23 protein-coding genes are annotated in these 22595 nt (G+C 69.4%); 9 read left to right on the forward strand and 14 right to left on the reverse strand.

Going from position 1 to position 22595, the window contains the following annotated elements:
• Positions 1 to 12: 12 nt before the first annotated feature.
• From ACFWH5_RS07285 to ACFWH5_RS07310, 6 genes are read right to left on the reverse strand one after another with little or no spacing between them, the layout of a single operon-like run.
• Positions 13 to 1401, reverse strand: a complete 1389-nt coding sequence (locus ACFWH5_RS07285; RefSeq protein WP_378833367.1) for an FAD-binding oxidoreductase — start codon at positions 1399 to 1401, stop codon at positions 13 to 15.
• Positions 1402 to 1406: 5 nt separating this feature from the next.
• Positions 1407 to 1916: a glycine cleavage system protein R gene (locus tag ACFWH5_RS07290; protein WP_378833369.1), complete on the reverse strand. Its 510-nt coding sequence runs from the start codon at positions 1914 to 1916 to the stop codon at positions 1407 to 1409.
• 32 nt (positions 1917 to 1948) lie between these two features.
• On the reverse strand, positions 1949 to 2998 hold the full coding sequence (locus tag ACFWH5_RS07295; RefSeq protein WP_378833371.1) for a PLP-dependent cysteine synthase family protein: 1050 nt from the start codon (positions 2996 to 2998) through the stop codon (positions 1949 to 1951).
• Positions 2999 to 3054: 56 nt separating this feature from the next.
• Positions 3055 to 3849, reverse strand: a complete 795-nt coding sequence (locus ACFWH5_RS07300; protein WP_378833373.1) for a GntR family transcriptional regulator — start codon at positions 3847 to 3849, stop codon at positions 3055 to 3057.
• 7 nt (positions 3850 to 3856) lie between these two features.
• Positions 3857 to 4255: a D-ribose pyranase gene (gene rbsD, locus ACFWH5_RS07305; protein WP_378833375.1), complete on the reverse strand. Its 399-nt coding sequence runs from the start codon at positions 4253 to 4255 to the stop codon at positions 3857 to 3859.
• Positions 4256 to 4269: 14 nt separating this feature from the next.
• Positions 4270 to 5226: a ribokinase gene (locus ACFWH5_RS07310; protein WP_378833378.1), complete on the reverse strand. Its 957-nt coding sequence runs from the start codon at positions 5224 to 5226 to the stop codon at positions 4270 to 4272.
• Positions 5227 to 5342: 116 nt separating this feature from the next.
• On the opposite strand from ACFWH5_RS07310, the gene ACFWH5_RS07315 reads away from it, so the two are divergent.
• The gene (locus tag ACFWH5_RS07315) at positions 5343 to 5999 is read left to right on the forward strand and encodes a transaldolase family protein (protein ID WP_378833380.1); all 657 of its coding nucleotides are present in this window, start codon (positions 5343 to 5345) and stop codon (positions 5997 to 5999) included.
• A gap of 40 nt (positions 6000 to 6039) precedes the next feature.
• Here the strand turns inward: ACFWH5_RS07315 and ACFWH5_RS07320 are convergent, their stop codons facing one another.
• The gene (locus ACFWH5_RS07320) at positions 6040 to 6720 is read right to left on the reverse strand and encodes a FadR/GntR family transcriptional regulator (protein ID WP_378833382.1); all 681 of its coding nucleotides are present in this window, start codon (positions 6718 to 6720) and stop codon (positions 6040 to 6042) included.
• A 57-nt stretch (positions 6721 to 6777) separates the two neighbouring features.
• On the opposite strand from ACFWH5_RS07320, the gene ACFWH5_RS07325 reads away from it, so the two are divergent.
• Together ACFWH5_RS07325 and ACFWH5_RS07330 are read left to right on the forward strand one after the other, a co-directional pair.
• Complete coding sequence (locus tag ACFWH5_RS07325) at positions 6778 to 7656, forward strand: amidohydrolase family protein (protein ID WP_378833385.1); 879 nt, start codon at positions 6778 to 6780, stop codon at positions 7654 to 7656.
• A 284-nt stretch (positions 7657 to 7940) separates the two neighbouring features.
• Entirely contained in the window at positions 7941 to 8717 is a 777-nt protein-coding gene (locus ACFWH5_RS07330; protein WP_378833387.1) for a restriction endonuclease, read from the forward strand.
• A gap of 177 nt (positions 8718 to 8894) precedes the next feature.
• On the opposite strand, the gene ACFWH5_RS07335 is transcribed toward ACFWH5_RS07330, so the two are convergent.
• A complete protein-coding gene (locus ACFWH5_RS07335; protein ID WP_378833389.1) occupies positions 8895 to 9647 on the reverse strand; it encodes an SDR family NAD(P)-dependent oxidoreductase in 753 nt (250 codons plus the stop codon).
• Positions 9644 to 10504, reverse strand: coding sequence for a fumarylacetoacetate hydrolase family protein (locus tag ACFWH5_RS07340; protein ID WP_378833391.1), 861 nt, complete (start codon positions 10502 to 10504; stop codon positions 9644 to 9646). The genes ACFWH5_RS07335 and ACFWH5_RS07340 overlap by 4 nt, the downstream gene beginning before the upstream one ends.
• Before the next feature lie 120 nt (positions 10505 to 10624).
• On the opposite strand from ACFWH5_RS07340, the gene ACFWH5_RS07345 reads away from it, so the two are divergent.
• From ACFWH5_RS07345 to ACFWH5_RS07355, 3 genes are read left to right on the forward strand one after another with little or no spacing between them, the layout of a single operon-like run.
• A complete protein-coding gene (locus ACFWH5_RS07345) occupies positions 10625 to 11920 on the forward strand; it encodes an L-fuconate dehydratase (protein ID WP_378833394.1) in 1296 nt (431 codons plus the stop codon).
• Positions 11907 to 12890, forward strand: a complete 984-nt coding sequence (locus ACFWH5_RS07350; RefSeq protein ID WP_378833396.1) for an aldo/keto reductase — start codon at positions 11907 to 11909, stop codon at positions 12888 to 12890. The genes ACFWH5_RS07345 and ACFWH5_RS07350 overlap by 14 nt, the downstream gene beginning before the upstream one ends.
• 26 nt (positions 12891 to 12916) lie before the next feature.
• The gene (locus ACFWH5_RS07355) at positions 12917 to 13336 is read left to right on the forward strand and encodes an RbsD/FucU family protein (protein WP_378833397.1); all 420 of its coding nucleotides are present in this window, start codon (positions 12917 to 12919) and stop codon (positions 13334 to 13336) included.
• 19 nt (positions 13337 to 13355) lie between these two features.
• Here ACFWH5_RS07355 and ACFWH5_RS07360 read toward each other — a convergent pair whose 3' ends face one another.
• Entirely contained in the window at positions 13356 to 14231 is an 876-nt protein-coding gene (locus tag ACFWH5_RS07360) for a sugar phosphate isomerase/epimerase family protein (RefSeq protein ID WP_378833399.1), read from the reverse strand.
• A 217-nt stretch (positions 14232 to 14448) separates the two neighbouring features.
• On the opposite strand from ACFWH5_RS07360, the gene ACFWH5_RS07365 reads away from it, so the two are divergent.
• The 3 genes from ACFWH5_RS07365 (at position 14449) to ACFWH5_RS07375 (ending at position 18046) form a co-directional block, all read left to right on the forward strand.
• Positions 14449 to 15954, forward strand: coding sequence for a sugar ABC transporter ATP-binding protein (locus ACFWH5_RS07365; RefSeq protein ID WP_378833402.1), 1506 nt, complete (start codon positions 14449 to 14451; stop codon positions 15952 to 15954).
• Positions 15951 to 16982, forward strand: a complete 1032-nt coding sequence (locus ACFWH5_RS07370; RefSeq protein ID WP_378833404.1) for an ABC transporter permease — start codon at positions 15951 to 15953, stop codon at positions 16980 to 16982. Before ACFWH5_RS07365 ends, ACFWH5_RS07370 begins: the two co-directional genes overlap by 4 nt.
• Before the next feature lie 65 nt (positions 16983 to 17047).
• The gene (locus tag ACFWH5_RS07375; RefSeq protein ID WP_378833406.1) at positions 17048 to 18046 is read left to right on the forward strand and encodes an ABC transporter substrate-binding protein; all 999 of its coding nucleotides are present in this window, start codon (positions 17048 to 17050) and stop codon (positions 18044 to 18046) included.
• Positions 18047 to 18173: 127 nt separating this feature from the next.
• Here the strand turns inward: ACFWH5_RS07375 and ACFWH5_RS07380 are convergent, their stop codons facing one another.
• Genes ACFWH5_RS07380 through xylB form a run of 4 tightly spaced genes read right to left on the reverse strand, consistent with a single transcriptional unit; the run spans position 18174 to position 22527 of the window.
• Positions 18174 to 19148 (reverse strand): phosphotriesterase, encoded by a 975-nt coding sequence (locus ACFWH5_RS07380; RefSeq protein ID WP_378833408.1) that lies wholly within the window; start codon positions 19146 to 19148, stop codon positions 18174 to 18176.
• Positions 19148 to 20077, reverse strand: a complete 930-nt coding sequence (locus tag ACFWH5_RS07385) for a shikimate dehydrogenase (RefSeq protein WP_378833410.1) — start codon at positions 20075 to 20077, stop codon at positions 19148 to 19150. The genes ACFWH5_RS07380 and ACFWH5_RS07385 overlap by 1 nt, the downstream gene beginning before the upstream one ends.
• 9 nt (positions 20078 to 20086) lie before the next feature.
• On the reverse strand, positions 20087 to 21037 hold the full coding sequence (locus ACFWH5_RS07390) for an NAD(P)-dependent oxidoreductase (RefSeq protein WP_378833411.1): 951 nt from the start codon (positions 21035 to 21037) through the stop codon (positions 20087 to 20089).
• Positions 21037 to 22527, reverse strand: a complete 1491-nt coding sequence (gene xylB / locus ACFWH5_RS07395; protein ID WP_378833414.1) for a xylulokinase — start codon at positions 22525 to 22527, stop codon at positions 21037 to 21039. Before xylB ends, ACFWH5_RS07390 begins: the two co-directional genes overlap by 1 nt.
• Positions 22528 to 22595 lie beyond the last annotated feature (68 nt).

Here is a 22595-nt window from a genome sequence, read left to right on the forward strand (position 1 = left end):
CGCGAGGCGCGTTCAGATCGCGCCGAAGACGGCGCCGGGATTGAGGATGTTCTGCGGATCGAGCGCCTTCTTGATGCGCAGGTTCAGGTCGAGCACGTCATCGCCGAGATAGTCGGCCAGCCACGGCTGTTTGAGACGGCCGACGCCGTGCTCGCCGGTGATCGTGCCGCCGAGCGCGATCGTCAGGTCCATGACCTCCCCGAAGGCGAGGTTCGCGCTGCTCTCCTGCGCGGCATCCGCGGGGTCGAAGACGATCAGCGGGTGCGTGTTGCCGTCGCCGGCGTGCGCGACGACCGCGATCTCGACGCTGTGCCGATCGGCGATCGCGCGCATCCCCGCGATGAGCTCGCCCAGGCGCGGCAACGGCACCCCGGCATCCTCGAGCAGCAGCCTTCCGCGCTTCTCGACCGCGGGGACCGCGAGGCGGCGCGCCTCGACGAGCGCCTCGCTCTCTTCGGGGTCGCTCGTCGCGTACACCTCGGTGGCGCCGTGCAGACTGCAGGTCTGCTCGATCGCCTCGATCTGCGCGGCCGCGACGTCGACCGGCTCGTCGGACTGCACGATGAGCATCGCCGCCGCGGTGCGGTCGAGTTCCATCCGGGTGAGATCCTCGACGGCGTTGATCGTGACCTGGTCCATGAACTCCAGCATCGAGGGACGCATCGCCGCCTTGATGTCGACGACGGCCCGGATCGCACCGTCGACGGTGGGGAACAGGGCCACCAGCGTCGTCGGCGTGCGCTGCGCCGGCACGAGCCGCAGGATCGCCTCGGTGACGATGCCCAGCGTGCCCTCGCTGCCCACGAACAGCTTCGTCAGTGACAAGCCGGCGACGTCCTTGAGGCGAGCGCCGCCGAGCTTCACCGCTCGCCCGTCGGCGAGCACCACCGTGAGGCCGAGCACGTAGGCGGTGGTCACGCCGTACTTCACGCAGCACAGGCCGCCGGCGTTGGTGGCGATGTTGCCGCCGATCGAGCAGAACGCCTGCGATGCCGGATCGGGCGGGTACCACAGGCCGTGCTCGGCGGCCGCGGCCTTCACCTCGGCGTTGAAGGCTCCCGGTTGCACCGCCGCCATCTGCAGCGCCGGATCGATCATGATCTGCCGCATCCGCTCCAGCGAGACGACGATCGCGCCGTCGACCGCCGAGCTGCCGCCCGACAGCCCAGAGCCGGCACCCCGCGGCACGACGCCCACGCCTTCCCGTGCGGCGATGCGCACGGCCGTCTGCACCTCCTCGGTGGACGCCGCGCGCACGACGGCGAGCGGTGTTCCGGCGCCCGCCTCCTCCGCCCGGTCGCGGCGGTAGGCCTGCAGCGAATCGGGATTCGTGACGACGGTGCCGTCGGGCAGCTCGGCGGTGAGAGCGGCGATGACGCGTTCGCGCGATTCCGGGGTCATCGCGATCAGGCGACCGTGATGTCGACCTGCAGGTCGTGCGTGAGTCGCTCGATGTCGGCGCGCAGCGCGTCGAGGTCGGCGGATGCGGGTGCCGTCGCGGTCACCGCGGATTCGAACAGCCGGCCGCCGGCCATCGCCGCATCCCTGGTCTCGGTGGTCATGCTCTCGATGCTGAGTGCGTGCGCGCTGAGCACGCTCGAGATCTCGCGCACGATACCGGGGCGGTCGTCGCCGAGCACCGACAGGGCGATCTGCCGGCTCGTCTCGGCGGCCGGCGTCTCCGCTCCGGTGCTCACCGTGATCGCCAGCAGTCCGTCGAGCTCGCTGAGCGCTGCGCGCAGCTCAGCGGCCCGCTCGTCGGCGACGGTGATCTGGATCACGCCGGCGAAGGTGCCGGCGAGCTCGGAGAGGCGGCTGATCTCCCAGTTGCCGCCGTGGGCGTCGATCGTCTCGGCGACGGCGGCGACGAGTCCGGGACGGTCCGCTCCCGCGACGGTGAGGATGAGCGTGGTCATGCAGCCAGCGTAGCCACACGCCGCCCCGGCGGTCACCAGGCGTCGCCGTCGAGGAAGCGCTCCATCCGCTCGCGGAACGGTGCGAGGTCCCACCCCTGCGCGGCGACCCAGTCGTCGGAGTAGTACGTCTGCGAGTAGCGCACGCCGCTGTCGCAGATCAGCGTGACCACGCTGCCGGTCTCGCCGGCGTCGCGCATCCGCGAGATCAGTTCGAAGGCGCCGTACAGATTCGTGCCCGTCGAACCGCCGGCCCAGTGCAGCGTGCGTTCGCGCAGCAGCCGGATGGCGGCGACGGATGCGGCATCCGGCACCTGGATCATCTCGTCGATCACGCTCGGCACGAACGACGGCTCGACGCGAGGACGGCCGATGCCCTCGATGCGCGACGGGCGACCGACGGCATCGGCGTCGCCCCGCCATCCGGCGTGGAAGGCCGATCCCTCGGGATCGACCACGGCGAGCCGCGTCGAGTGCCGGCGGTAGCGCACGTAGCGCCCGAAGGTCGCGCTCGTTCCGCCGGTGCCCGCACCGACGACGATCCAGCGCGGCACCGGATGCCGCTCCTGCGAGAGCTGGCTGAACACGCTCTCGGCGATGTTGTTGTTGCCCCGCCAGTCGGTGGCGCGCTCGGCGTAGGTGAACTGATCGAGGTAGTGCCCGTGGCATCCCGCGGCCAGCCGCTGCGCCTCGGCGGAGATGCCGGACGCGTCGTCGATGAGATGACAGCGGCCGCCGTAGAACTCGATGAGGTCGATCTTCTCCTGGCTCGTCGAGCGCGGGATGACCGTGATGAAGTCCAGTCCCAGCATGCGGGCGAAGTACGCCTCCGAGACCGCGGTCGACCCGCTCGACGACTCGACGAGCGTGGTGCTCTCGTCGATCAGGCCGTTCACCAGGCCGTACAGGATGAGCGAGCGCGCCAGGCGGTGCTTCAGCGACCCGGTCGGGTGCACCGACTCGTCTTTGAGGTACAGATCGATGCCCCACTCCACCGGCAGCGGGAAGAGGTGCAGATGCGTGTCGGCCGAGCGATTGGCGTCGGCCTCGAGCACGCGGATGGCGGAACTGACCCATTCGCTCATGCCCTCGAGCGTAGCCGGACGATCCGGCTCCGCCGGCTTCGCCGTCGCCGCCGTGGTCAGGGCACGTGGACGAGCGAGCCCTGAGAGTTGTCGGTGCTGAGACGGAACTCGAACCGCGAGCGGTCGCCCCGGTGATAGGCGACGAAGAACTCGATCGGCTGCCCTGATTCGTCGCGGCTGACGCTGCGCAGACGCAGCAGCGCCGAGCCGGCGCTGAGCCCCAGCTGCGCCGCCTGCTCGTGCGTCGCGACGGTCGCCTCGGCCGAGCGCACCCCGTGCGTGGCGACGACACCGTGGTCGGCGAGCAGAGCGTAGAGCGACGAGTCGCGCAGGTCGGCGCCGAGCGTCGGCTCGCCGATCTCGCGCGGCATCCAGGTCGTCGACAGCGACCACGCTTCTCCGTCGACGTACCGCAGTCGCGTCAGCACGACCACGGGGGCGCCCTCGTCGACCTCGAGTGCGGCGGCGACCTCGGCATCCGCCTCGATCAGTTCATGTCTGAGCACCTCGCTGTGCACATGTCCGCCCCGGCGCTCGACCTCGTCGAACAGGCCGACCAGGGTGTGCACCAGCGACTCGCTCGTCCGCGGCCTGGCGACGAAGGTGCCCTTGCCCTTGATGCGCTCGACCGCGCCCTCGTGCTCGAGCTGCGCCAGTGCCTGGCGCACGACGGTGCGTGAGATGCCGTACTGCTCGCACAGCCGGTGCTCGCCGGGGAGCGCGTCGCCGGGCTGCAGCCCGTCTCGGACGATGCCGTCGAGGATCAGCTGGCGCAACTGGTCGTACATCGGTGCCGTCGAGTCGCGGTCGATGCCGCCGGTGGCCTCCGCCGTGGTGGTGATCGCGTTCACGGCAGCCTCAGTATGCGACGCCCGCGTGCAGGATCACGTTCGCATACGGCGTGAATTCGCCGGAGCGGACGAAGGCGCGCGCCGCCTGGGTGCGCTTCTTGAAATCGACGTGCGGCACGAGCTCGATCTCGATACCGGGCAGCCGCTCGCGCAGGGCATTCAGCACGTGCAGGCTCTTCTCGGCGATTTCGGACGACACTGTCGCGCCCTCGACGACCAACTCGGCGAGCACCGTGTCGAGCACGTCGAGGAAGGCAGGGGCGCCGGGCCGGTAGGCGAGGTCGATGCGCTCGGCGCCGGGGGGAATGGGCAGTCCGGCGTCGGTCACGACGATGAGGTCGGTGTGGCCGGTCTCGCTGATCACCCGCGAGAGCGCGGGATTGATGGTCGTCGCCGTCTTGCGCATATCCGCTTCTCCTGTCAGATCCGGGCGGCTTCGGTCTGCTCGGCGAGCAGCGCGTCGACCTCGTCGCGGCGCGGCAGGCTGGGCGACGCGCCCTGGCGCGTCACGGCGATGGCGCCGGCTGCGCTCGCCAGCCGTGTCGCGTCGGCGAGGGTCCAGCCGTCCGCCAGTGCCGCGCCGAGGTATCCGGCGTAGGCATCGCCGGCTGCTGTCGTGTCGACGGGCTCGACGGGGATGGGCGCGATGACGGTGGTGCCCTCGCCGGTCACGACGCACGACCCCTTCTCGGCCATGGTGATGACGGCCGCGCCGACGCCCTGGTCGAGGAACCAGCGCCCCGCGCGCTCGGCCGAGGCGGCATCCGTCACCTCGATGCCGCTGAGGATCGTGGCCTCGGTCTCGTTCGGGGTGACGATGTCGATGTTGCGCCAGACCTCGGGGTCGAGCGGCGCGGCCGGAGCCGGATCGAGCACGACGGTCATGCCGTGCTCCCGGGCACGCGCCGTGATGTGCAGGGTGAGCGATGCCGGCGTCTCGAGCTGGGTCAGCAGCACCCCGGTGGTGGGGGCGAGCGCGCGGAGGGCCGCGTCGATCTGCTCCGCGCTGAGATGCGCGTTCGCGAGCGGCACCATCACGATGTCGTTCTGCGCCGAGGCGTCGACGCGGATGTGGGCGATGCCGGTCGGGCCGGGCACGGTGCGCAGATGGGTGAGGTCGACGCCGGCACCGCTCAGTCCGTCGACGACCAGGTCGTGGAAGAGGTCGTCGCCCACGCAGCCGACGAAGCTCGTGCGCGCTCCGGCGAGTCCGGCCGCGACCGCCTGGTTCGCGCCCTTCCCGCCCAGCAGCAGGGTGAACTGGTCGCCGAGGATCGTCTCGCCCCGTGCGGGCAGGCGCTCGGAGAAGGTGGTCACATCGGCGGTGACGCTGCCGACGATGACGACGCCGGTGCGGGATGGCTGCTCGGTGGTCATGTTCTTCCGATCGTCTTCGGCTCGGCGGCGTCTCGCTGTCTTTGGACGCGGACGGATGCTGTCATAACATTAGCCGCATTCCAACCTGTAACGACAGGTTGGCGGAAGGAGATCGGATGACCGCCCCGCGGCTGTATGTGGACAGCGCCGACACCGACAGGGTCTCCCGGCTGCTGGCCGCCGGGGTCGTGCACGGCGTCACCACGAATCCCACGATCCTGGAGCGCGGCGGCCGCAGCGCCGCCGAGATCCCCGCGCTCTACGAGAGATGGGTCGGCGAAGGCGCGCAGGAGGTGTTCTTCCAGACCTGGGGCGGGGACGCGGCATCCTTCCTGCGCAACGCCGAGGGCATCCGCGCTCTCGGCGATCGCGTCGCGGTGAAGGTGCCGGCGACGGCCGAGGGCTTCGCGGCGGCATCCGCCCTCGTCCGCGACGGCGTCACCGTGCTGGTGACGGCCGTGTACTCGGTCGCACAGGCGCTCGTGTGCGCGAGCATCGGCGCGCGGTACATCGCCCCGTACCTCGGTCGGATGCGGGATGCGGGGATGGACGGCGACGCGCTGATCGCCCGCATGCAGGCGGTCTGCGCGGACAGCGCCACCGACGTGCTCGCGGCGAGCCTGCGCAGTGCGGACGACATCGTCTCGCTGCGCGAGGCGGGCGTGCCGTACTTCACCGCCGCCCCCGATGTGCTCGACGAACTGCTGTTCCACGAGGTGAGCGACAGCTCGGCGGCGGAGTTCGACGCCGCGATGCGGCGCCTCGGAGCCTGACGGCGCGCACTGGCGCCGCGGACCCTGACACGGCGGGCAGTCAGGCGGATGCCGCCTGGCGCAGCCAGCGCTCCACGCCCGCGACGTGCGCCGTGGCCAACGAGGTGGCCAGCGCCGAGTCGTGGTCGGCGATCGCCTCGGCGATGGCCCGGTGCTCCGAGAGCGTGCGCTCGGAGGCGCCCTGCTCGGTGAGCCCCCGCCACACCCGGGCGCGGATGGTCTGGCTGCTCAGGCTCTCGATCAGGCTCGCCAGGTAGTCGTTGCCGGTGAGGCGCACGATCTCCCGGTGGAAGCGGACGTCGTGGGCGACCAGGTCGTCGATCGAGACGCTGCCAGGATCGACCGAGTCGATCTCGTCGAGCAGAGCCTGCGCCTCGTCATCGGAGGCGTTGCCCGCCGCCAGGCCGGTGGCCTGCGATTCCAGCATCCGGCGCACGGCGAACAGCTCGAGCAGGGAGTCGTCGTCGTGCATGTCGACGACGAAGCTGATGGCCTCGAGCAGCAGGTGCGGTTCGAGGCTCGTGACGTAGGTGCCGTCGCCGCGGCGCACGTCGAGCACCCGGATGACCTCGAGCGCCTTGACGGCCTCGCGCATCGAGTTGCGCGACAGCCCGAGCCGCTCCGACAGCTCCTTCTCGGGCGGAAGCCGGTCGCCGGGGCCCAGTTCGCCCGAGACGATCATCGCCTTGATCTTGTCGATCGCCTCGTCAGTGACTGCCATGGCGACATCCTAGCCAGTGGTCGGATGTCTGAGGGGTGATTGTGTGAGGATGGGCGCATGCGCGTTCTCGATGCCCACCTGCACCTGTGGGACCCGGATCTGCTCACGTATCCGTGGCTCGAGGGGGCGCTGGACTGGACCTTCGCCGAGACGGAGCTCATCGAGGAGCAGATCTCCGGCGTGCACGAGGAGGCGGCCATCTTCGTGCAGGCCGACCCGATCGAGGATCAGGCCATCGATGAGGTGCGCTGGGTCGACTCGATCGCCCTCGCCACCGGCGTCGTGGCGATCGTCGCCGGCGCCCGGCTGGACCGTGGCGCCGGCACCGAAGCCGCTCTCGAGGCGCTGGGCCGGCATGAACGCGTGATCGGCGTTCGGCACCTGCTGCAGGGCGAGCCGGACGGATTCGCCCGCAGCGAGGCCTTCGTCGCCGGCGCCCGCGCGGTGGCCGCGCGCGGCTGGACGTTCGACGCCTGCGTGCGCGCCGAGCAGATCTCCGACGTCGCGGCGCTCGCCGCCGCGGTGCCCGACCTGCCGATCGTGCTCGACCACCTCGGCAAGCCCGCCGTCGGCACGGCGCAGGCGCCGCTCCGGCCGAGTGCGGAGTGGCTGCGCGACCTGTCGGAGCTGGCGCGGCATCCGCAGGTGTTCTGCAAGCTCTCGGGTCTGCCGGCTGAATCCGGCGGGGCCTGGACGGCGGCGCAGGTGGAGCCATTCCTCGATGCCGCGGCCGAGGCGTTCGGAGAGCACCGGCTGATGTGGGGCAGCGACTGGCCGGTGTCCTCCGTCGACGTCACGGCGTCCGACGGCGGAGAGTATCTCGCCGGCGCCCGTGACGGCTGGTTCCGCACGGTCGTCGAGTGGGCGCAGAAGCGCGGCCTCGACACCGAGCAGGTGTTCTGGTCGAACGCGCTCGCCTTCTACGGCATCCGCTGACCTCCGCGCCGAGAGCGCTAGCCCCATGCTGGGCAGTGTCCGTCGCGAACATTATGATCCCTGGCATGAGGCCTGCAGCAGACAACCGGGTGGCTCGACGCGCCGGCGATCTGAGTCGCGCGAATGTCCGGCCTCAGCTAGGCGCCTGGTGCGATGGGCGAGTGACGCTGAACGGCGTTTCGCGATATATTCGCGAGGCGTGCTTGCAGGCCTCGCGCGAACTGCAGCCGCTACCCACATACACGCCAGTTCCCCGACAGCGAAATCGCAGTTCGATTTGGCTTATGGTTGTCGGCGCATGGACGGCCGTGGGTTGTCTCGTCACTTCGTTTGTACCCACGAAGTCGTCAGGTGTCGGACCCCTCCTGCTCGGCATCTTGTTCGGTGTCGCACTTGTAGTGATCGGGATGCATCGATGGCAATCCAAAGACGCCTATGAAGCGTTGGTCAAACAGACGCGGGCGATTGATCAGCGGCGCTGGAGGCAGAGCATCAAGGCACAAGCGGAGCTTGCCGAGGAGAAGCTGTGGGTCGACGTAGCGTCGGCACTCGCCGTGTCAATCGGAGTGCCGATGCGGTTGCAGACTGATTTTGCGCTCGAGTTGCAGAAGCACACGAGCAAGAGACGTGACGAATGGGGTGTTGACTGGTGGGCGGCCCAGCCAGAGTATCCGCCCGCGCCCCGGGCGGTTGCCTATCGTCTGGGACACGAGCAGTATGAATCGTTTTGTGCTGAGTGGTTGCGCAGTCTCGGATGGACTTCGGCGCGCGGGACGCGCTATACCCGCGACGGCGGCGTCGACATAACGACAAACGAGCACTCGGTGCAATGTAAGCACTATGACGGTGGATACGTAGGGGCTCGAGAAGTGCGCGAGATTTTCGGCGTCGCTACTGCGACCGGAAAGCTGGCAGTGGTAATCACCTCAGGGCGGTTCACGACGGATGCAAGAGAATTCGCGAATCGAGCCGGAGTCGCGCTTATCGTCCTTGACGAACGAACGGCCTTGGCTCGTCCCGAGAATGAGCCCGGCCGAAAGCTACTCGCCGGACCAGCTTGAGGTGTCGATGATAGCGATCGCTGCTGGACGTAAGTTCCGGTAGCGCGAATACTCCAGGCCCCGCTTCCTGGTCGCTCCGCAGAACGGGTACGGTGCTGCGGCAGCATGCCTGAGGGGTCACGAACCGTCGGCTCCGGGCACCGGAACCCGACGTTTCGTGACCCCTCAGCGGCCGGTTCACTCCGGGCGGGGACGCAGGGCGGCCATGCCGCCGTCGACCTCGATGAACGTGCCCGTGGTCGACCCGGATGCTGGGCTGACTAGGTACAGCACGGCGCCGGCGACCTCATCGGCCGAGACCAGGCGACCGTGCGGCTGCCGCGCGTTGAGCGCGGCGCGCTCGGCCGCGGGGTCGGCCGCCGAGTCGAGCAGACGCCCGACCCAGGGGGTGTCGGCGGTGCCCGGGTTCACGGCGTTGACGCGGATGCCCTCGCGCAGGTGGTCGGTGGCCATCGCACGGGTCAGGGCCGAGACGGCGCCCTTGGATGCCGAGTACAGCGCACGCTGCGGCAGACCGGTGGTCGACGCGATGGATGATGTGTTGCACACCGCCGCCGACGGAGACTTGCGCAGCCACGGCAGCGCGGCCGAGGTGACCCGGGCGATGCCGGTGACGTTGATGGAGAGCACGCGCGCCCATTCGTCGTCGTCGTTGGCGGTGACGTCTCCCTGGGCGCCGATGCCGGCGTTGTTGATCACGATGTCGATGCGGCCGAAGCGCTCGGCGACCGCCGCCACGGCGGCATCCACGGAGGCGCGGTCGGAGACGTCGGCGGTGAAGGCCGCGAAGCGCTCATCCGCGCCGGACGTGTCGCGGTCGAGCACGGCGATCTGCGCACCCTCCTCGTGCAGCCGGTGCGCGATGGCAGCGCCGATCCCGGATGCTCCGCCGGTGACGATCGCGACCAGGCCCTCCACCTGGCCGGTCACTTCTGCGCCTCCCAGGCGATGAACTGCTGGCGCTGGCGGCCGAGGCCCTCGATCTCGATCTCGACGACGTCGCCGGGCTTCAGGTAGGGGAATCTGCCGCCGAACGCGACGCCCTGCGGTGTGCCGGTGAGGATCAGATCGCCCGGCTCGAGGGTGACGTACTGCGAGAGGTGGTGCACGATCGTGCGCACGTCGAAGATCATGTCGTTCGTGTTCGAGTCCTGACGCGGCTCGCCGTTCACCCAGCTGCGCAGGTTCAGGTTCTGCGCGTCGACCTCGGCGGCCGGCACCAGCCACGGGCCGGTGGGGTTGAAGCCGAAGGCGATCTTGCCCTTCGACCACTGCCCGCCGGAGACGTCCATCTGGAACGCGCGCTCCGACACGTCGTTCGCGACCACGTAGCCGGCGATGTGCGCCTCGGCCTCGTCGACCGAATCGAGGTACGCCGCGCGCTGGCCGATGACGATGCCGAGCTCGACCTCCCAGTCGGTCTTCTCGCTGCCGCGGGGGATCGTCACCGTGTCGTTCGGGCCGACGACCGTGTTCGGGGTCTTCAGGAACAGGATCGGCACGGTGGGCGGCTCGGCGCCGGACTCGCGGGCGTGCGCGGCGTAGTTCTGGCCGATGCAGATCACGGCGCTGGGGCGGGCGATGGGAGAGCCGATGCGCAGCGAGTCCGCATCCGGGAGCTCGGGCAGCGTGCCGGCATCCAGCGCCTCCTGCGTGCGGTTGACCGGGTCGCCGGCGAGGAAGTCGCCGTCCACATCGGATGTCACCGGGCGCAGATCGAACGTGCGGTCGCCGTCGATGACGACGGGGATCTCGCTTCCGGACTCGCCGAGTCGCGCGAACTTCATGGTTCTCCTTCACGTCTTCGAGGCGGATGCTGACGCCGCATCCGTCGTTGACAGTATAGACATCGGATGTTTACACTCCAAGAGTCTGCGTCAAGATCGCCGACGCACCGAAGGAGCCCTGTGAGCCGTATCGTCGCGCTGGACACCAGCGACATCCGCTTTCCCACATCCCTGAGCCTGGACGGCTCCGATGCGATGAACCCCGACCCCGACTACTCGGCCGCCTACGTGATCGTACGCACCGACGCCGAGGACGGCATCGGTGGACACTCGTTCGTGTTCACGATCGGCCGCGGCAACGACGTGCAGGTCGCCGCCATCGACGCGCTCGCCGGGCACCTCGTCGGGCGCGAGATCGAGCCGCTGCTCGACGACATGGGCGGCACCTTCCGCGACATCATCGGCGACTCGCAGCTGCGCTGGCTCGGCCCCGAGAAGGGCGTCATGCACATGGCCATCGGCGCGGTGATCAACGCCCTGTGGGACATCAAGGCGAAGCGCGCCGGGCTTCCGCTGTGGCAGCTGCTGGCCCGCATGACGCCGGAGCAGATCGTCGACCTCGTCGACTTCCGCTACCTCACCAACGCCCTCACCCGCGAGGACGCGCTGGAGATTCTGCGCTCAGCCGAGCCCGGCCGCGCCGAGCGCGAGGCCGAGCTGCTGGCCACGGGCTACCCGGGCTACACCACCAGTCCCGGCTGGCTGGGCTACTCCGACGAGAAGCTCGAGCGCCTGGCCCGCGAGGCCATGGCCGACGGCTTCACGCAGATCAAGCTCAAGGTCGGCGCCGATCTCGACGACGACATCCGCCGCTTCCGCAAGGCGCGGGAGGTGTGCGGGCCCGACTTCCCGATCGCGATCGACGCGAACCAGCGCTGGGAGGTCTCCGAGGCGATCGAGTGGGTGAACGCGCTCGCCGAGTTCAATCCCGCCTGGATCGAGGAGCCCACCAGCCCCGACGACATCCTCGGCCACGCCGAGATCGCGCGCGGCGTCGCGCCCATCCGCGTCGCCACCGGCGAGCACGCGCAGAACCGCATGATCTTCAAGCAGCTGCTGCAGGCCGACGCCATCGAGGTCATGCAGATCGACTCGGTGCGCGTCGCCGGCGTCAACGAGAACATCGCGAACCTGCTGCTCGCGGCCAAGTTCGGCGTTCCGGTCTGCCCGCATGCCGGCGGCGTCGGCCTGTGCGAGGCCGTGCAGCACCTGTCGATGTTCGACTTCGTCGCCGTCAGCGGCACCCGCGAGGGGCGCCTGATCGAGTACGTCGACCACCTGCACGAGCACTTCGTGGTGCCGACCGACATCCAGGGCGGGTCGTACATCGCTCCGACCGAGCCGGGCACCAGCATGGAGATGAAGGCCGAAAGCATCGCGAAGTACACCTGGAAGGGTCAGCATGTCATCGACTGAGCCCACCGCATCCGGCCGGCTGAGTCTGCCGGCCCTGGGCTACGGCGCCGCGAACGTGGGGAACCTGTTCCGCGAGCTCAGCGACGATGAGGCCTGGGCGGTGCTCGAAGCCGCGTGGGACTCCGGCATCCGCTACTACGACACCGCCCCGCACTATGGCCTCGGGCTCTCCGAGCGGCGCCTGGGGGCCTTCCTGCAGACCAAGCCGCGCGACGAGTTCGTGCTCTCCACCAAGGCCGGCCGGCTGCTGCGGCCGAATCCGGGTCACGAGCGCGGCGGGCTCGACACCGCCAACGACTTCTTCGTGCCCGACGACCTCGAGCGCGTGTGGGACTTCACCGAGGCGGGCATCCGCGCCAGCATCGCGGAGTCGCAGGAGCGTCTGGGCATCGAGCGCATCGACCTGCTCTATCTGCACGACCCCGAGCGGAACGACCTCGACCTCGCACTCGCCGAGGCGTTCCCCGCCCTCGAGACGGTGCGCGACGAGGGGCTCGTCGGCGCGATCGGCGTCGGGTCGATGGTGTCGGATGCTCTCACCCGGTCGGTGCGCGAAGCCGATCTCGACCTCATCATGGTCGCCGGTCGCTACACGCTGCTCGAGCAGCCGGCGGCGGCCGAGGTGCTGCCGGCCTGCGCCGAGCGCGGCACAGGCATCGTCGCGGCATCCGTCTTCAACTCCGGCCTGCTCGCGCAGAGCGAGCCGCGCCGCGACGGACGCTACGAGTACGGACAGCTGCCCGAGGAGCTGTGGGATCGGCTGCTGCGCATCGCGGCGGTCTGCAAGGACCACGATGTGCCGCTCCCGGCGGCCGCGATCCAATTCCCGCTGCAGTCGGACGTCGTGCGCTCGGTCGTGGTCGGCGGAAGCCGCCCCGCCCAGCTGACGCAGAACGCCGAGTACGCGGCACTGAAGATTCCGGCCGACCTCTGGGCGCAGCTCGCCGACGAAGGACTCATCCCCGCCTGACGCGCGGGTCTCACGAAGGGGTACGGATGCTCGAAGGAATCAACCCGTTGCTCACCGGGGAGCTGCTGCTGCACCTCGACCGGATGGGGCACTCCGACGCGGTGGTGGTCGCCGATGCGCACTTCCCGGCCTGGGCGCTGGGGGAGCGGGTCGTCGACCTGCCCGGCACCACGACCCCGGAGGTGGTCACCGCGATCCGGTCGGTGCTGCCGCTCGACGATGCCCCTGGCATGGACCTGATGGAGTCGGCGGACGCCGAGGTGCTCGATGTGCAGCGCCAGCTGATGGCGGCGGCGGGCACGACGCTCGAGACCACCCGCTTCGTCGAGCGCTTCGCCTACTACGACGTCGCCAAGGGCGCGTACCTCATGGTGCGCACCGGCGAGACCCGCAAGTACGGCAACGCGCTGCTGCGCAAGGGCGTCGTCGGGCATCCCTCGGCCTGACGATCCGCCGGCCGCGGGGCTAGTGCAGGTCGATCGTCCGCACCGCGTGCAGGCCGTCGCGGATGAACCGGTTGGCGTGTGCGGCGAGGTCGTCGGAGTCCTGCCAGAGGTTGCGCCAGATGCCCAGCGTGTTGCTCAGCTCGGCGCTCACCACGGCTGACGAGAACGACTCGAACACGACCGGTCCGTCGTAGCGCACGTCGTGCAGCGCGCGGAAGAAGGTGCCGAAGTCCACGTTGCCGGTACCCAGGTAGCCGCGGTGGCTCTCGCCGATGTGCACATAGCCCAGCTTTCCGGCCGCCGCGACGTCGTGCACGGGCTGGAAGAGATCGGACTCCTCGATGTTCATGTGGTACGTGTCGAGGTGCACCGAGACATCGTCGCGCTCGACGCCCTCGAGGAACGCGAGCGCGCCGCGTCCCGTGTTGAACACGTTCGACTCGTAGCGGTTCACCACTTCGAGTGAGAGCCGGATGCCGCGCTGCGCGGCCTTCTCGGCGAGGCGCGCGATGGCGGCCCGGCTGTTCGCCACGCCGCGCTCCGTGGTGGGTGCGGTGTACTTGCGCATGGCCGAGTAGAGCACTCCGCACAGCACGTCTCCCCCCATGGTGGCGACGTGGTCGAGGCACTGCTCCAGCATCCGCTCGCCCGCGGCGACGACGGCGGGATCCTCGCTGGTGAGGTCGGTGTCGGCGGTGAGCCCGAGGGATGCGGTCACGGCGAGGTCGTTGTCGCGCAGCATCCGCGCGGCCAGAGACGCGTCGAAGCCCTGCACGTCCATGAGGGGGATCTCGATCAGGTCGAATCCCGCCCGCTTGGTCCCCTCGATCGACCGGCGCAGGCCGGCTTCGTCGAAGCGGCCGCTGAACACCAGGGCGTGCGCGCCGATGAGCATGGTTCTCCTTCCGAGCGCACGGACCTCGTACGCCGTCGTGATGAAGATGTTATTACAGGGTGGCCAAGATGTCATTACAGGCCTTCCCATCGCCTGGCCGCTCGGCTAGCGTCAGAGGGAACTTGCGCCGAGCGGTGAACCGGCGCACAATTGGTCCGATGTTTGAAATGGATTTCGTGCAGGGGATCCGAACGGCCTCCAAGGGAGCAGGTGCGGCATGAGCGAACCCATCCTCAGAGTCGAGGGAATCAGCAAGGGGTTCCCCGGCGTGCAGGCGCTGCAGGACGTCCACCTCGAGGTGCGCTCGGGAGAGGTGCTGGTTCTCGTCGGCGAGAACGGCGCAGGCAAGTCGACGCTCATGAAGATCCTCTCGGGCATCTACACCCGCGACGAGGGCACCATCCACTTCGAGGGCGAGCCGGTCGAGTTGACCAGCCCGCTGCAGGCGCAGCAGCTGGGCATCACGATCATCCACCAGGAGCTGAACATGATGCCCGACCTCACGGTCGCGCAGAACATCTACATCGGCCGCGAGCCGAAGAACGGCCCGTTCCTCTCGGAGCGCGCGCTGAACCGCCAGGCCGCGGAGCTGCTGCAGCGCCTGAACATCGACCTCGATGCGCGCCAGAAGGTGGGTGAGCTCACCGTCGCCGAGCAGCAGATGGTCGAGATCGCCAAGGCTCTGTCGTTCAACGCCAAGGTGCTCATCATGGATGAGCCGACGTCCGCGCTGACCGACGCCGAGGTCGAGACGCTTTTCGTGCTCATCGAGCAGCTCAAGGCGCGCGGCACCGGCGTCGTCTACATCTCGCACCGCATGGACGAGCTGCGCAGACTCGCCGATCGCGTGAGCGTGCTGCGTGACGGCACCTACATCGGCACCCTCGAGAAGTCCGAGATCAGCGTGCCGAAGATCATCGAGATGATGGTCGGCCGCGCGATCGACGAGGGCACCCGGCCCACGGCCCGCGAGCATCAGGACGACCCGGTCGTGCTCGACGTGCAGGGGCTCTCGACGAAGGCGCTGCTCAAGGACGTCTCGTTCCAGCTGCACCAGGGCGAGATCCTCGGCTTCGCCGGTCTCATGGGCGCGGGCCGCACCGAGACCGCCCGCGCCATCATCGGCGCCGACCGCCGGGATGCCGGCACGATCACCGTCGCGGGCCGGGCGGCCCGCATCCGCCAGCCCGAGGATGCGGTCAAGCGCGGCATCGGGTACCTGTCCGAGGACCGCAAGCTGCTCGGACTCATGCTCGACCAGGACGTCACCTTCAACACGGTGCTCGCCTCGCTGGACTCCTACGCGAACGCCATCGGCTGGATGGGCGACCGCAAGGCGAAGGGCCAGACCAAGGACTACGTCAAGCAGCTGCGGGTGAAGACGCCGTCGGTCAACCAGATCGTGAAGCTGCTGTCGGGTGGAAACCAGCAGAAGGTCGTCATCGCCCGGTGGCTGATGCGCGACTGCGACATCCTCATCTTCGACGAGCCCACCCGAGGCATCGACGTGGGAGCGAAAGAGGAGATCTACCGCCTGATGCAGCAGCTCGCCGCATCCGGCAAATCCATCATCGTCATCTCGTCGGAGCTTCCCGAGATCCTGCGCGTCGCGAACCGCATCGCCGTGTTCGCGAACGGCCGGATCACCGGGACGCTGCGCAACGAGGAAGCCAGCCAGGAGAAGATCATGCAGCTCGCCGCCCATGGGGAGGAAGAAGAATGAGCACGCCGAACCAGCCCGGCTCCACGACCACCGTCGTGCAGCAGGCATTCACCGAGAACACCGACAAGCGCGACTTCGCCGCGACCCTCAAGCGTCAGCTGCAGCAGTCGCTGGCCTTCGCGACGCTCGTCGTGCTGGTGATCTTCTTCTCGATCGCGAGCCCCGCGTTCTTCACGGTGAGCAACCTCACCACCGTGCTGCTCTCGACCGCGGTGATCGCCATCCTCGCCCTCGGCACGACGTTCGTCATCATCACCGGCGGCATCGACCTGTCGCTCGGCACCGGCATGGCGCTGTGTGCGGTGATGACCGGTGTGTTCATCACCAACTGGAGTCTGCCGATCTGGGTCGGGGTGCTGGGCGGCATCGTCACGGGCGTGCTGATGGGACTCATCAACGGCCTGAACATCACCTTCCTGCGCCTGCCCCCGTTCATAGCCACCCTGGCCATGATGATGATCGCCGGCGGTCTCGCGCTCGTGATCTCGGGCGTGCGCCCGATCTACTTCTCGACCTCGGCGCCCGACTTCAAGCGCATCGCGCTCGGCGTGATCATCCCCGGCATCCCCAACGCCGTGCTGATCACGATCGTGCTGGCGATCATCGCGGCGCTGGTGTTGTCGAAGACCCTTCTCGGCCGCTACACCTTCGCGATCGGTTCGAACGAGGAGGCCACCCGGCTGTCGGGTGTGAACACCCGCCGCTGGACGATCTTCGTCTACATGTTCGCCGGTGCGTTCGTCGGAATCGCCGGTGTCGTAATCGCCTCGCGCCTCGACTCCGCCCAGCCTCAGATCGGCATGGGCTACGAGTTGCAGGCCATCGCCGCCGTCATCATCGGAGGCACCTCGCTGCTCGGCGGGCGCGGCTCGATCATCGGCACCGTCATCGGCGCGCTGATCATGAGCGTGCTCGTGAACGGCCTGCGGATCATGTCGATCCAGTCCGAGTGGCAGAACGTCGTCGTCGGCATCGTCGTGCTGCTCGCCGTGTTCTTCGATTCGCTGCGCAACCGCCAGCGGACCTGATCCCTTTTCCCCAGTCCCCCCGCCGATCACCCGATCGGCACACCACACAGAACAATGGAGTTTCCATGCGATTTGGCAAGAAGACCGCATTCGCTGCGCTCGTCGCGGTGTCCGCGCTCGCCCTCGCCGGCTGCGGCGGCGGTGACGTCGTCGAAGAGGCACCCGAAGGCGGCGCCCCCGCAGACGACGGCGAGATGTACATCGCGCTCGTCTCGAAGGGCTTCCAGCACCAGTTCTGGCAGGCCGTCAAGACGGGTGCCGAGCAGAAAGCCGAGGAGCTCGGCGTCCGCGTGACGTTCGAGGGGCCGGCGGCCGAGACCGAGATCGCGCAGCAGCTGGACATGCTGACCACCGCGATCAACAGCAGCCCCGACGCCATCGGCTACGCCGCTCTCGACCCCGAGGCCTGCGTGGCTCCGCTGGAGCAGGCGAAGTCGAAGGACATCCCCGTGGTGTACTTCGACGCTCCCTGCAACGGCGACGTGGGCCTGAGCCTGGCCGCCACCGACAGCATCGCCGCCGGCGCGCTGGCCGCTGAGCACATGGCCGAGCTCATCGGCGGTGAGGGCGAGGTCGCGATCGTCGGGCACTCGCAGATCAACTCGACCGGTGTCGAGCGTCGCGACGGCTTCGTGGAGAAGATGAAGGCCGACTACCCCGACATCAAGATCGTCGACATCCAGTACGGAGACGGCGACCACCTGAAGTCGGCCGACATCGCCAAGACCATGATCGCGGCGTACCCGAACCTTAAGGGCATCTACGGCACCAACGAGGGCTCGGCCATCGGCGTCGTGAACGCGGTCAAGGAGCTCGGCCTCGAGAAGGGCAAGCTGACGATCATCGGCTTCGACTCGGGTGCTGCGCAGATCGAGGCCATCAAGGACGGCACCATGGCCGGCGCCATCACCCAGGACCCGATCGGCATCGGCGCCCGCACGGTGGAGTCGGCTGTCGCCGCGGCCAACGGAGAAGAGCTCGAGGAGTTCTACGACACCGGCTCGTACTGGTACGACGCCACCAACATGGACGACGAGAAGATCGCCGCAGTCCTCTACGAGTGACGACGAGGTGACGCGACGGGCCCCTCGCCTTCGGGTGAGGGGCCCGTTCGTCTGTCCGGCCCCGCGCCCCGCCGGGTGGCGGAGGCGGGCATGCGGCGGGTGCTGGGGACGTTGCGGATGCTGCGGATCAGTGCGACAGGGTCAGCAGGCGTGCCGGATTGTCGATCAGCATCCGATCGACCGCCTCGTCTCCGATGACCGAGCGCAGACGCGGAAGGTACCTCTCGCCGAGATACGACAGGCCGGGCATGCCGCCGTAGGCGATGTAGCGGGTGCGCCTCGCGACGTCGCCGCCGAGCACGATGCGCTCAGTGGCGCCGGCCTGGACGACGGATGCGGTGAGCTCGAGCAGCCGGGCGTCGCTGTGCGCCCGCGGGCGGGCGAACCCGTCGTAGCCGAGGTAGGCGCCTCGTTCGCCGAGCGAGACGTGCAAGCCCGCATCCGGATCGCGGTCCGCATGCGCGAGCACGACGCGGTCGGCGGCGACCCCCTCAGCGGCGAGCAGATCGAGCACCTCGTGCGCGGCAGTGCAGAACTCCAGGTGCACCATGATCGGCGCCCCGGTGCCGCGGTGCGTCACGGCGAGCGCCTCCAGCGTGATGCGCTCGAACGGGCTGATGCTCCAGTAGCCGACGCCGGCCTTCAGCAAACCGGCCCGCACCGTCTGTCCGCCGCGCGTGCGGGCGAGGGGCACCTCGGGCGACTCGAAGAGCTGTGCGTCGTCCGCGGCCATCCCGGTGGTCACATCGGCCGTGAACAGCGTGGCGAGGCGGTCGGCATCCCACACCTGCATCGGGTGGTCGTCGCCGTAGTGCGCCTCGCGATGCCGACCCGTGGCCGCGACGACGGCGAGTCCGGTTCCCTCGCTGATGCGGGCGACCGCCTCGGGGTGGCGCCCCAGCCCGAAGGGCGTGGCGTCGACCATGGATTCGAACCCGCTCGCCTTCAGCAGGGCGGCCTCTGCCCCGGAGGCGTTCTCGTCGTCGAGTTCGTCACCCGCCAGCAGCGGGCTGATCTGGAACAGGTGCTCGTGATAGTCCACGCGTCCCAGCGCCGACGCCTCGACGTCGCCGAGGACGGTCCTGACCAGTCCGGCCGGCATCAGCGCACCGACTCCGCAGCGGCTGCGAGATCCTCCACGATCTCGGGGGTCAGCGTGATCTCGAAGACGTCGGCGATGACCTGCGACCAGCCGTGGATGAAGTACCGCCAGCCGTCGACGACGTGCAGCGCCCGCGCGTCGCGCTGGGCGAGCGCCTGGTGCAGGAACTCCAGCGAGCCGCGGTAATTGAACTCCCACGCGTAGGCGCGTTCGGGGAACACCACCGCATCGCTGAGCGGCGAGCCCGGCCGGTCCTTGCCGAGTCCCGTCGCGTTGGCGATGACCGATCCGGCCGGTGCCTCGGCCACGACGGCATCCGCCTCCTCGGCGGTCTCGGTGACGACGTACCGGATCAGGTCGGCGGGTGTTCCGTGCCGGCGGTGCACCTCGCGCAGGTGGTCGAGGCTGTCCTGCGACGGGGCGGTGACGATCACACGGGCGGGTGCGTCGTCGCGCTCGCCGAGCGCCCAGCTGAGCGCGGTGCCCGAGCCGCCGGCGCCGAGGATCACCGCGTGCGCGCCGGTGCGGGCGAAATGCCCGGCGGGAAGGAAGTCGTTCAGCGCTAGGTCGACCGTGATCGGGTCCTTCGCCTGGCCGATGAGCCTGCCGTGCCGTTTCGAGATGCTCGAGATCTCTGCGCAGGAGACGGCGAACGGGTCGAGGTCGTCGAAGAGATCGGATGCCGCGGCGTAGACGCTCATCTTGTGCGTGGTGATCAGCGCGCCCCGGTGGTGCGCGTCGTCGCGGATCTGCGTGACCATGTCACGGTACACCGACGAATCGGCGTTCATCGGCAGATCATGCCCGACCAGGGTGCGGGTGGGCAGGCCCAGGATGTCGGCCCAGAGGGGGAACACCTTCATGATCGACGACGAGCCGGTCGTCACGCCGACGAAACCCATGTAGTCGGTGGACGGGGTTGCAGTCACGACGGTCTCCTATCGGTTCACGAGATGGACGGGCTGCTCGCCGCGCAGCACGGCGATGACGTCGTCGAGCGACATGCGGCCCATGTTGTCGACGGCCTGAGTGGTCTGCGCGCCCAGGTGCGGAGTCACGATGACGCGATCGGCGAGGTCGGCCGCCAGCAGGGCGCTCGCGCCGGCCGCGGTGTCGCCGTCGAGAGTGTCGGCGGCGTACGCCGACAGGGTGCCCTCACGAAGGGCCGACGCGACGGCATCCTCGTCGACGAGGTCGGGGCGGGCGGTGTTCACGAGCACGCTGCCGTGACGGATGCCGCTGAGCCGGGCGGCGTCGGCGAGCCGCTGGCCGCCCGGGGCGTGCAGCGTGATGACATCGGCGGTGCGGAACATCTCATCGAGCGCCATCGGCTCGGCACCGGCGGCATGCACGGCGTCGTCGGGCAGGAACGGGTCGGCGGCGAGGATGCGCGACCCGAACCCGGCCAGTCGCCGCGCGACCCCCTGACCGATGCGACCGAAGCCCACGATGCCGATGGTGGCCGCACCGAGCTCGCGCCCCCGGCGCACCGCCCAGTCACCGCGGCGCACGCGACGGTCGCCGTCGGGGATGAACCGGAGGGCGGCGAGTATGAGCCCGAGGGCATGATCGGCCACCGCCTCGGCGTTGGCTCCGGGGGTGTTGGTGACGGGGATGCCGCGAGCCGCGGCCGCGGCGAGATCGACCGCCTCGGTGCCGACGCCGTAACGGGCGATGACCTTGAGCTTCGGTGCGGCGGCGAGGTGCTCGGCCGTGACCGGCCCGGTGCCGGCGATCCAGGCGTCGGCGCCGTGCAGCAGGGCGCGCAGCTCGGTGAGGTCGTGGTGCGCCGGTCCGCGCATGATGCGGTGGCCGGCATCGGCGGCGCGGCCGACCAGGTCGAGATCGCCGTCCGAGAAGGAGCGGCTGGTGACGAGGATGACGGCCATCAGCGGGGTCTTCCCGCGAACCACGGCGCGAGCGCCATGTAGGCGTCGGCGAAGCGGGCATGACGCTCGGCGTAGACCGCGTGCCGCGCGGCATCCGGAATGAACTCGGCGGTCACCTCGCTGAGCGCCCGGGCGGCGGAGAAGTCGGCGAGGCCGAGGCCGACGGCGGCGGTCACCGCGGCTCCGAGGCTGTTGGCCTCTTCGACGATGGTGCGCCTGCGCACGGGCACGCCCCACACGTCGGCGAGCACCGACAGGTAGGCGTCGCTCTGGGCTCCGCCGCCGACGGCGTCGATGCGGTCGATGACGGCGCCCGATGCGCGGAAGGCTTGGATGCAGGTGAGCAGGTTGAACGCGGTGCCCTCGAGCACGGCGCGCATGAGGTGCGCCCGCGTGTGGTGCCGGCCGATGCCGACGAAGGCGCCGCGGGCGTCGGGGTCCCAGAGGGGGGAGCGCTCACCGAGCAGGTAGGGGAGGAAGTAGAGGTCCTCGGTGTCGAGGTCGCCGGCCGCTTCCGCGGTGAGACGACCGGTCTCCGGGCGTGCAGGGTCGGGCGACAGTGCTTCGGCGATCCACTGCACGGAGGCGCCGCCGGCCTGCATGGTCGCGGTGGGCACGAACGAGCCGGGAACGACGTTGTCGAAGGTGAATGTGCGCAGCTGGGCGTCGTGCAGCGGGGCGTCGGCGGCGAACGAGATCCACGAGCTTGTGCCGAGGCAGACGTAGGCGCCGTCCTGTGGGGCGACCACGCCCGAGCCGACGGCGGCCATCGGGCCGTCTCCGCCGCCCATCACGACCCGCACTCCGGTGTGGAGGCCGAGGGAATCGGCGGCGGATGCGGTGAGGGTGCCCGCGATCGCCGTGGAGTCGAGGATCTCTGGGAACAGGGCGGTGTCGAGTCGTGCGGCGGCGAGCACCTCGTCCGACCAGGTGCCGTTGCGCTGGTCGTAGGCGTTCGTGCCCGACGCGTCGGAGCGATCGGTGGCCAGTCGCCCGGTGAGCCGAAGGACGATGAAGTCCTTCGCCACACAGACGCGGCGCACCCGCGCCCAGACGTCCGGCTCGTTGTCGCGCACCCACATGACCTTCTCGACCGAGTAGGTGGGGTTCAGGCGGTGACCGAGCAGCCGGTAGGCGTGCTCGGCGCCGAGCGCGGCCTCCAGCTCGCGCTGCTGCGCACCGGCGCGCGTGTCGGCCCAGATGATCGCGGGGCGCGCGGGCTCGCCGTCGGCATCCAGCAGCACGGCGCCCATCATCTGACCGCTGACGACCATGCCGGCCACGTCGGCGGCCGCAGTGCCCGTGCGCGCGAGCAGGTCACGGGTGGCGGCGACGACGGCACCCCACCAGTCCTGCGGGTTCTGCTCGGCGATGCCGCCGGCGGCGAAGTGCGCGGGGTAGGGCACGGTGACGGATGCCACCAGGCGGCCGTCGTCATGGTGCAGCGACGCCTTGTCGCCGGTCGTGCCGAGGTCGTGCGCGATGATCACAGTTCGTCCCTGCCGGTTTCGAGATCGAGGTGATTCGGAGTATACCTGTAATTACAAGTCACCAGGAG

Source organism: Microbacterium sp. NPDC058345 (assembly GCF_042723855.1).
GTDB lineage: Bacteria > Actinomycetota > Actinomycetes > Actinomycetales > Microbacteriaceae > Microbacterium.

Bases quoted from the DNA above. Each gene is read 5' to 3' on its own strand.
- ACFWH5_RS07285 (WP_378833367.1), bottom strand. From the start codon at position 1,401: ATGACCCCGGAATCGCGCGAACGCGTCATCGCCGCTCTCACCGCCGAG.
- ACFWH5_RS07290 (WP_378833369.1), bottom strand. From the start codon at position 1,916: ATGACCACGCTCATCCTCACCGTCGCGGGAGCGGACCGTCCCGGACTC.
- ACFWH5_RS07295 (WP_378833371.1), bottom strand. From the start codon at position 2,998: ATGAGCGAATGGGTCAGTTCCGCCATCCGCGTGCTCGAGGCCGACGCC.
- rbsD (WP_378833375.1), bottom strand. From the start codon at position 4,255: ATGCGCAAGACGGCGACGACCATCAATCCCGCGCTCTCGCGGGTGATC.
- ACFWH5_RS07310 (WP_378833378.1), bottom strand. From the start codon at position 5,226: ATGACCACCGAGCAGCCATCCCGCACCGGCGTCGTCATCGTCGGCAGC.
- ACFWH5_RS07315 (WP_378833380.1), top strand. From the start codon at position 5,343: ATGACCGCCCCGCGGCTGTATGTGGACAGCGCCGACACCGACAGGGTC.
- ACFWH5_RS07320 (WP_378833382.1), bottom strand. From the start codon at position 6,720: ATGGCAGTCACTGACGAGGCGATCGACAAGATCAAGGCGATGATCGTC.
- ACFWH5_RS07325 (WP_378833385.1), top strand. From the start codon at position 6,778: ATGCGCGTTCTCGATGCCCACCTGCACCTGTGGGACCCGGATCTGCTC.
- ACFWH5_RS07330 (WP_378833387.1), top strand. From the start codon at position 7,941: ATGGTTGTCGGCGCATGGACGGCCGTGGGTTGTCTCGTCACTTCGTTT.
- ACFWH5_RS07340 (WP_378833391.1), bottom strand. From the start codon at position 10,504: ATGAAGTTCGCGCGACTCGGCGAGTCCGGAAGCGAGATCCCCGTCGTC.
- ACFWH5_RS07350 (WP_378833396.1), top strand. From the start codon at position 11,907: ATGTCATCGACTGAGCCCACCGCATCCGGCCGGCTGAGTCTGCCGGCC.
- ACFWH5_RS07355 (WP_378833397.1), top strand. From the start codon at position 12,917: ATGCTCGAAGGAATCAACCCGTTGCTCACCGGGGAGCTGCTGCTGCAC.
- ACFWH5_RS07360 (WP_378833399.1), bottom strand. From the start codon at position 14,231: ATGCTCATCGGCGCGCACGCCCTGGTGTTCAGCGGCCGCTTCGACGAA.
- ACFWH5_RS07365 (WP_378833402.1), top strand. From the start codon at position 14,449: ATGAGCGAACCCATCCTCAGAGTCGAGGGAATCAGCAAGGGGTTCCCC.
- ACFWH5_RS07370 (WP_378833404.1), top strand. From the start codon at position 15,951: ATGAGCACGCCGAACCAGCCCGGCTCCACGACCACCGTCGTGCAGCAG.
- ACFWH5_RS07375 (WP_378833406.1), top strand. From the start codon at position 17,048: ATGCGATTTGGCAAGAAGACCGCATTCGCTGCGCTCGTCGCGGTGTCC.
- ACFWH5_RS07380 (WP_378833408.1), bottom strand. From the start codon at position 19,148: ATGCCGGCCGGACTGGTCAGGACCGTCCTCGGCGACGTCGAGGCGTCG.
- ACFWH5_RS07390 (WP_378833411.1), bottom strand. From the start codon at position 21,037: ATGGCCGTCATCCTCGTCACCAGCCGCTCCTTCTCGGACGGCGATCTC.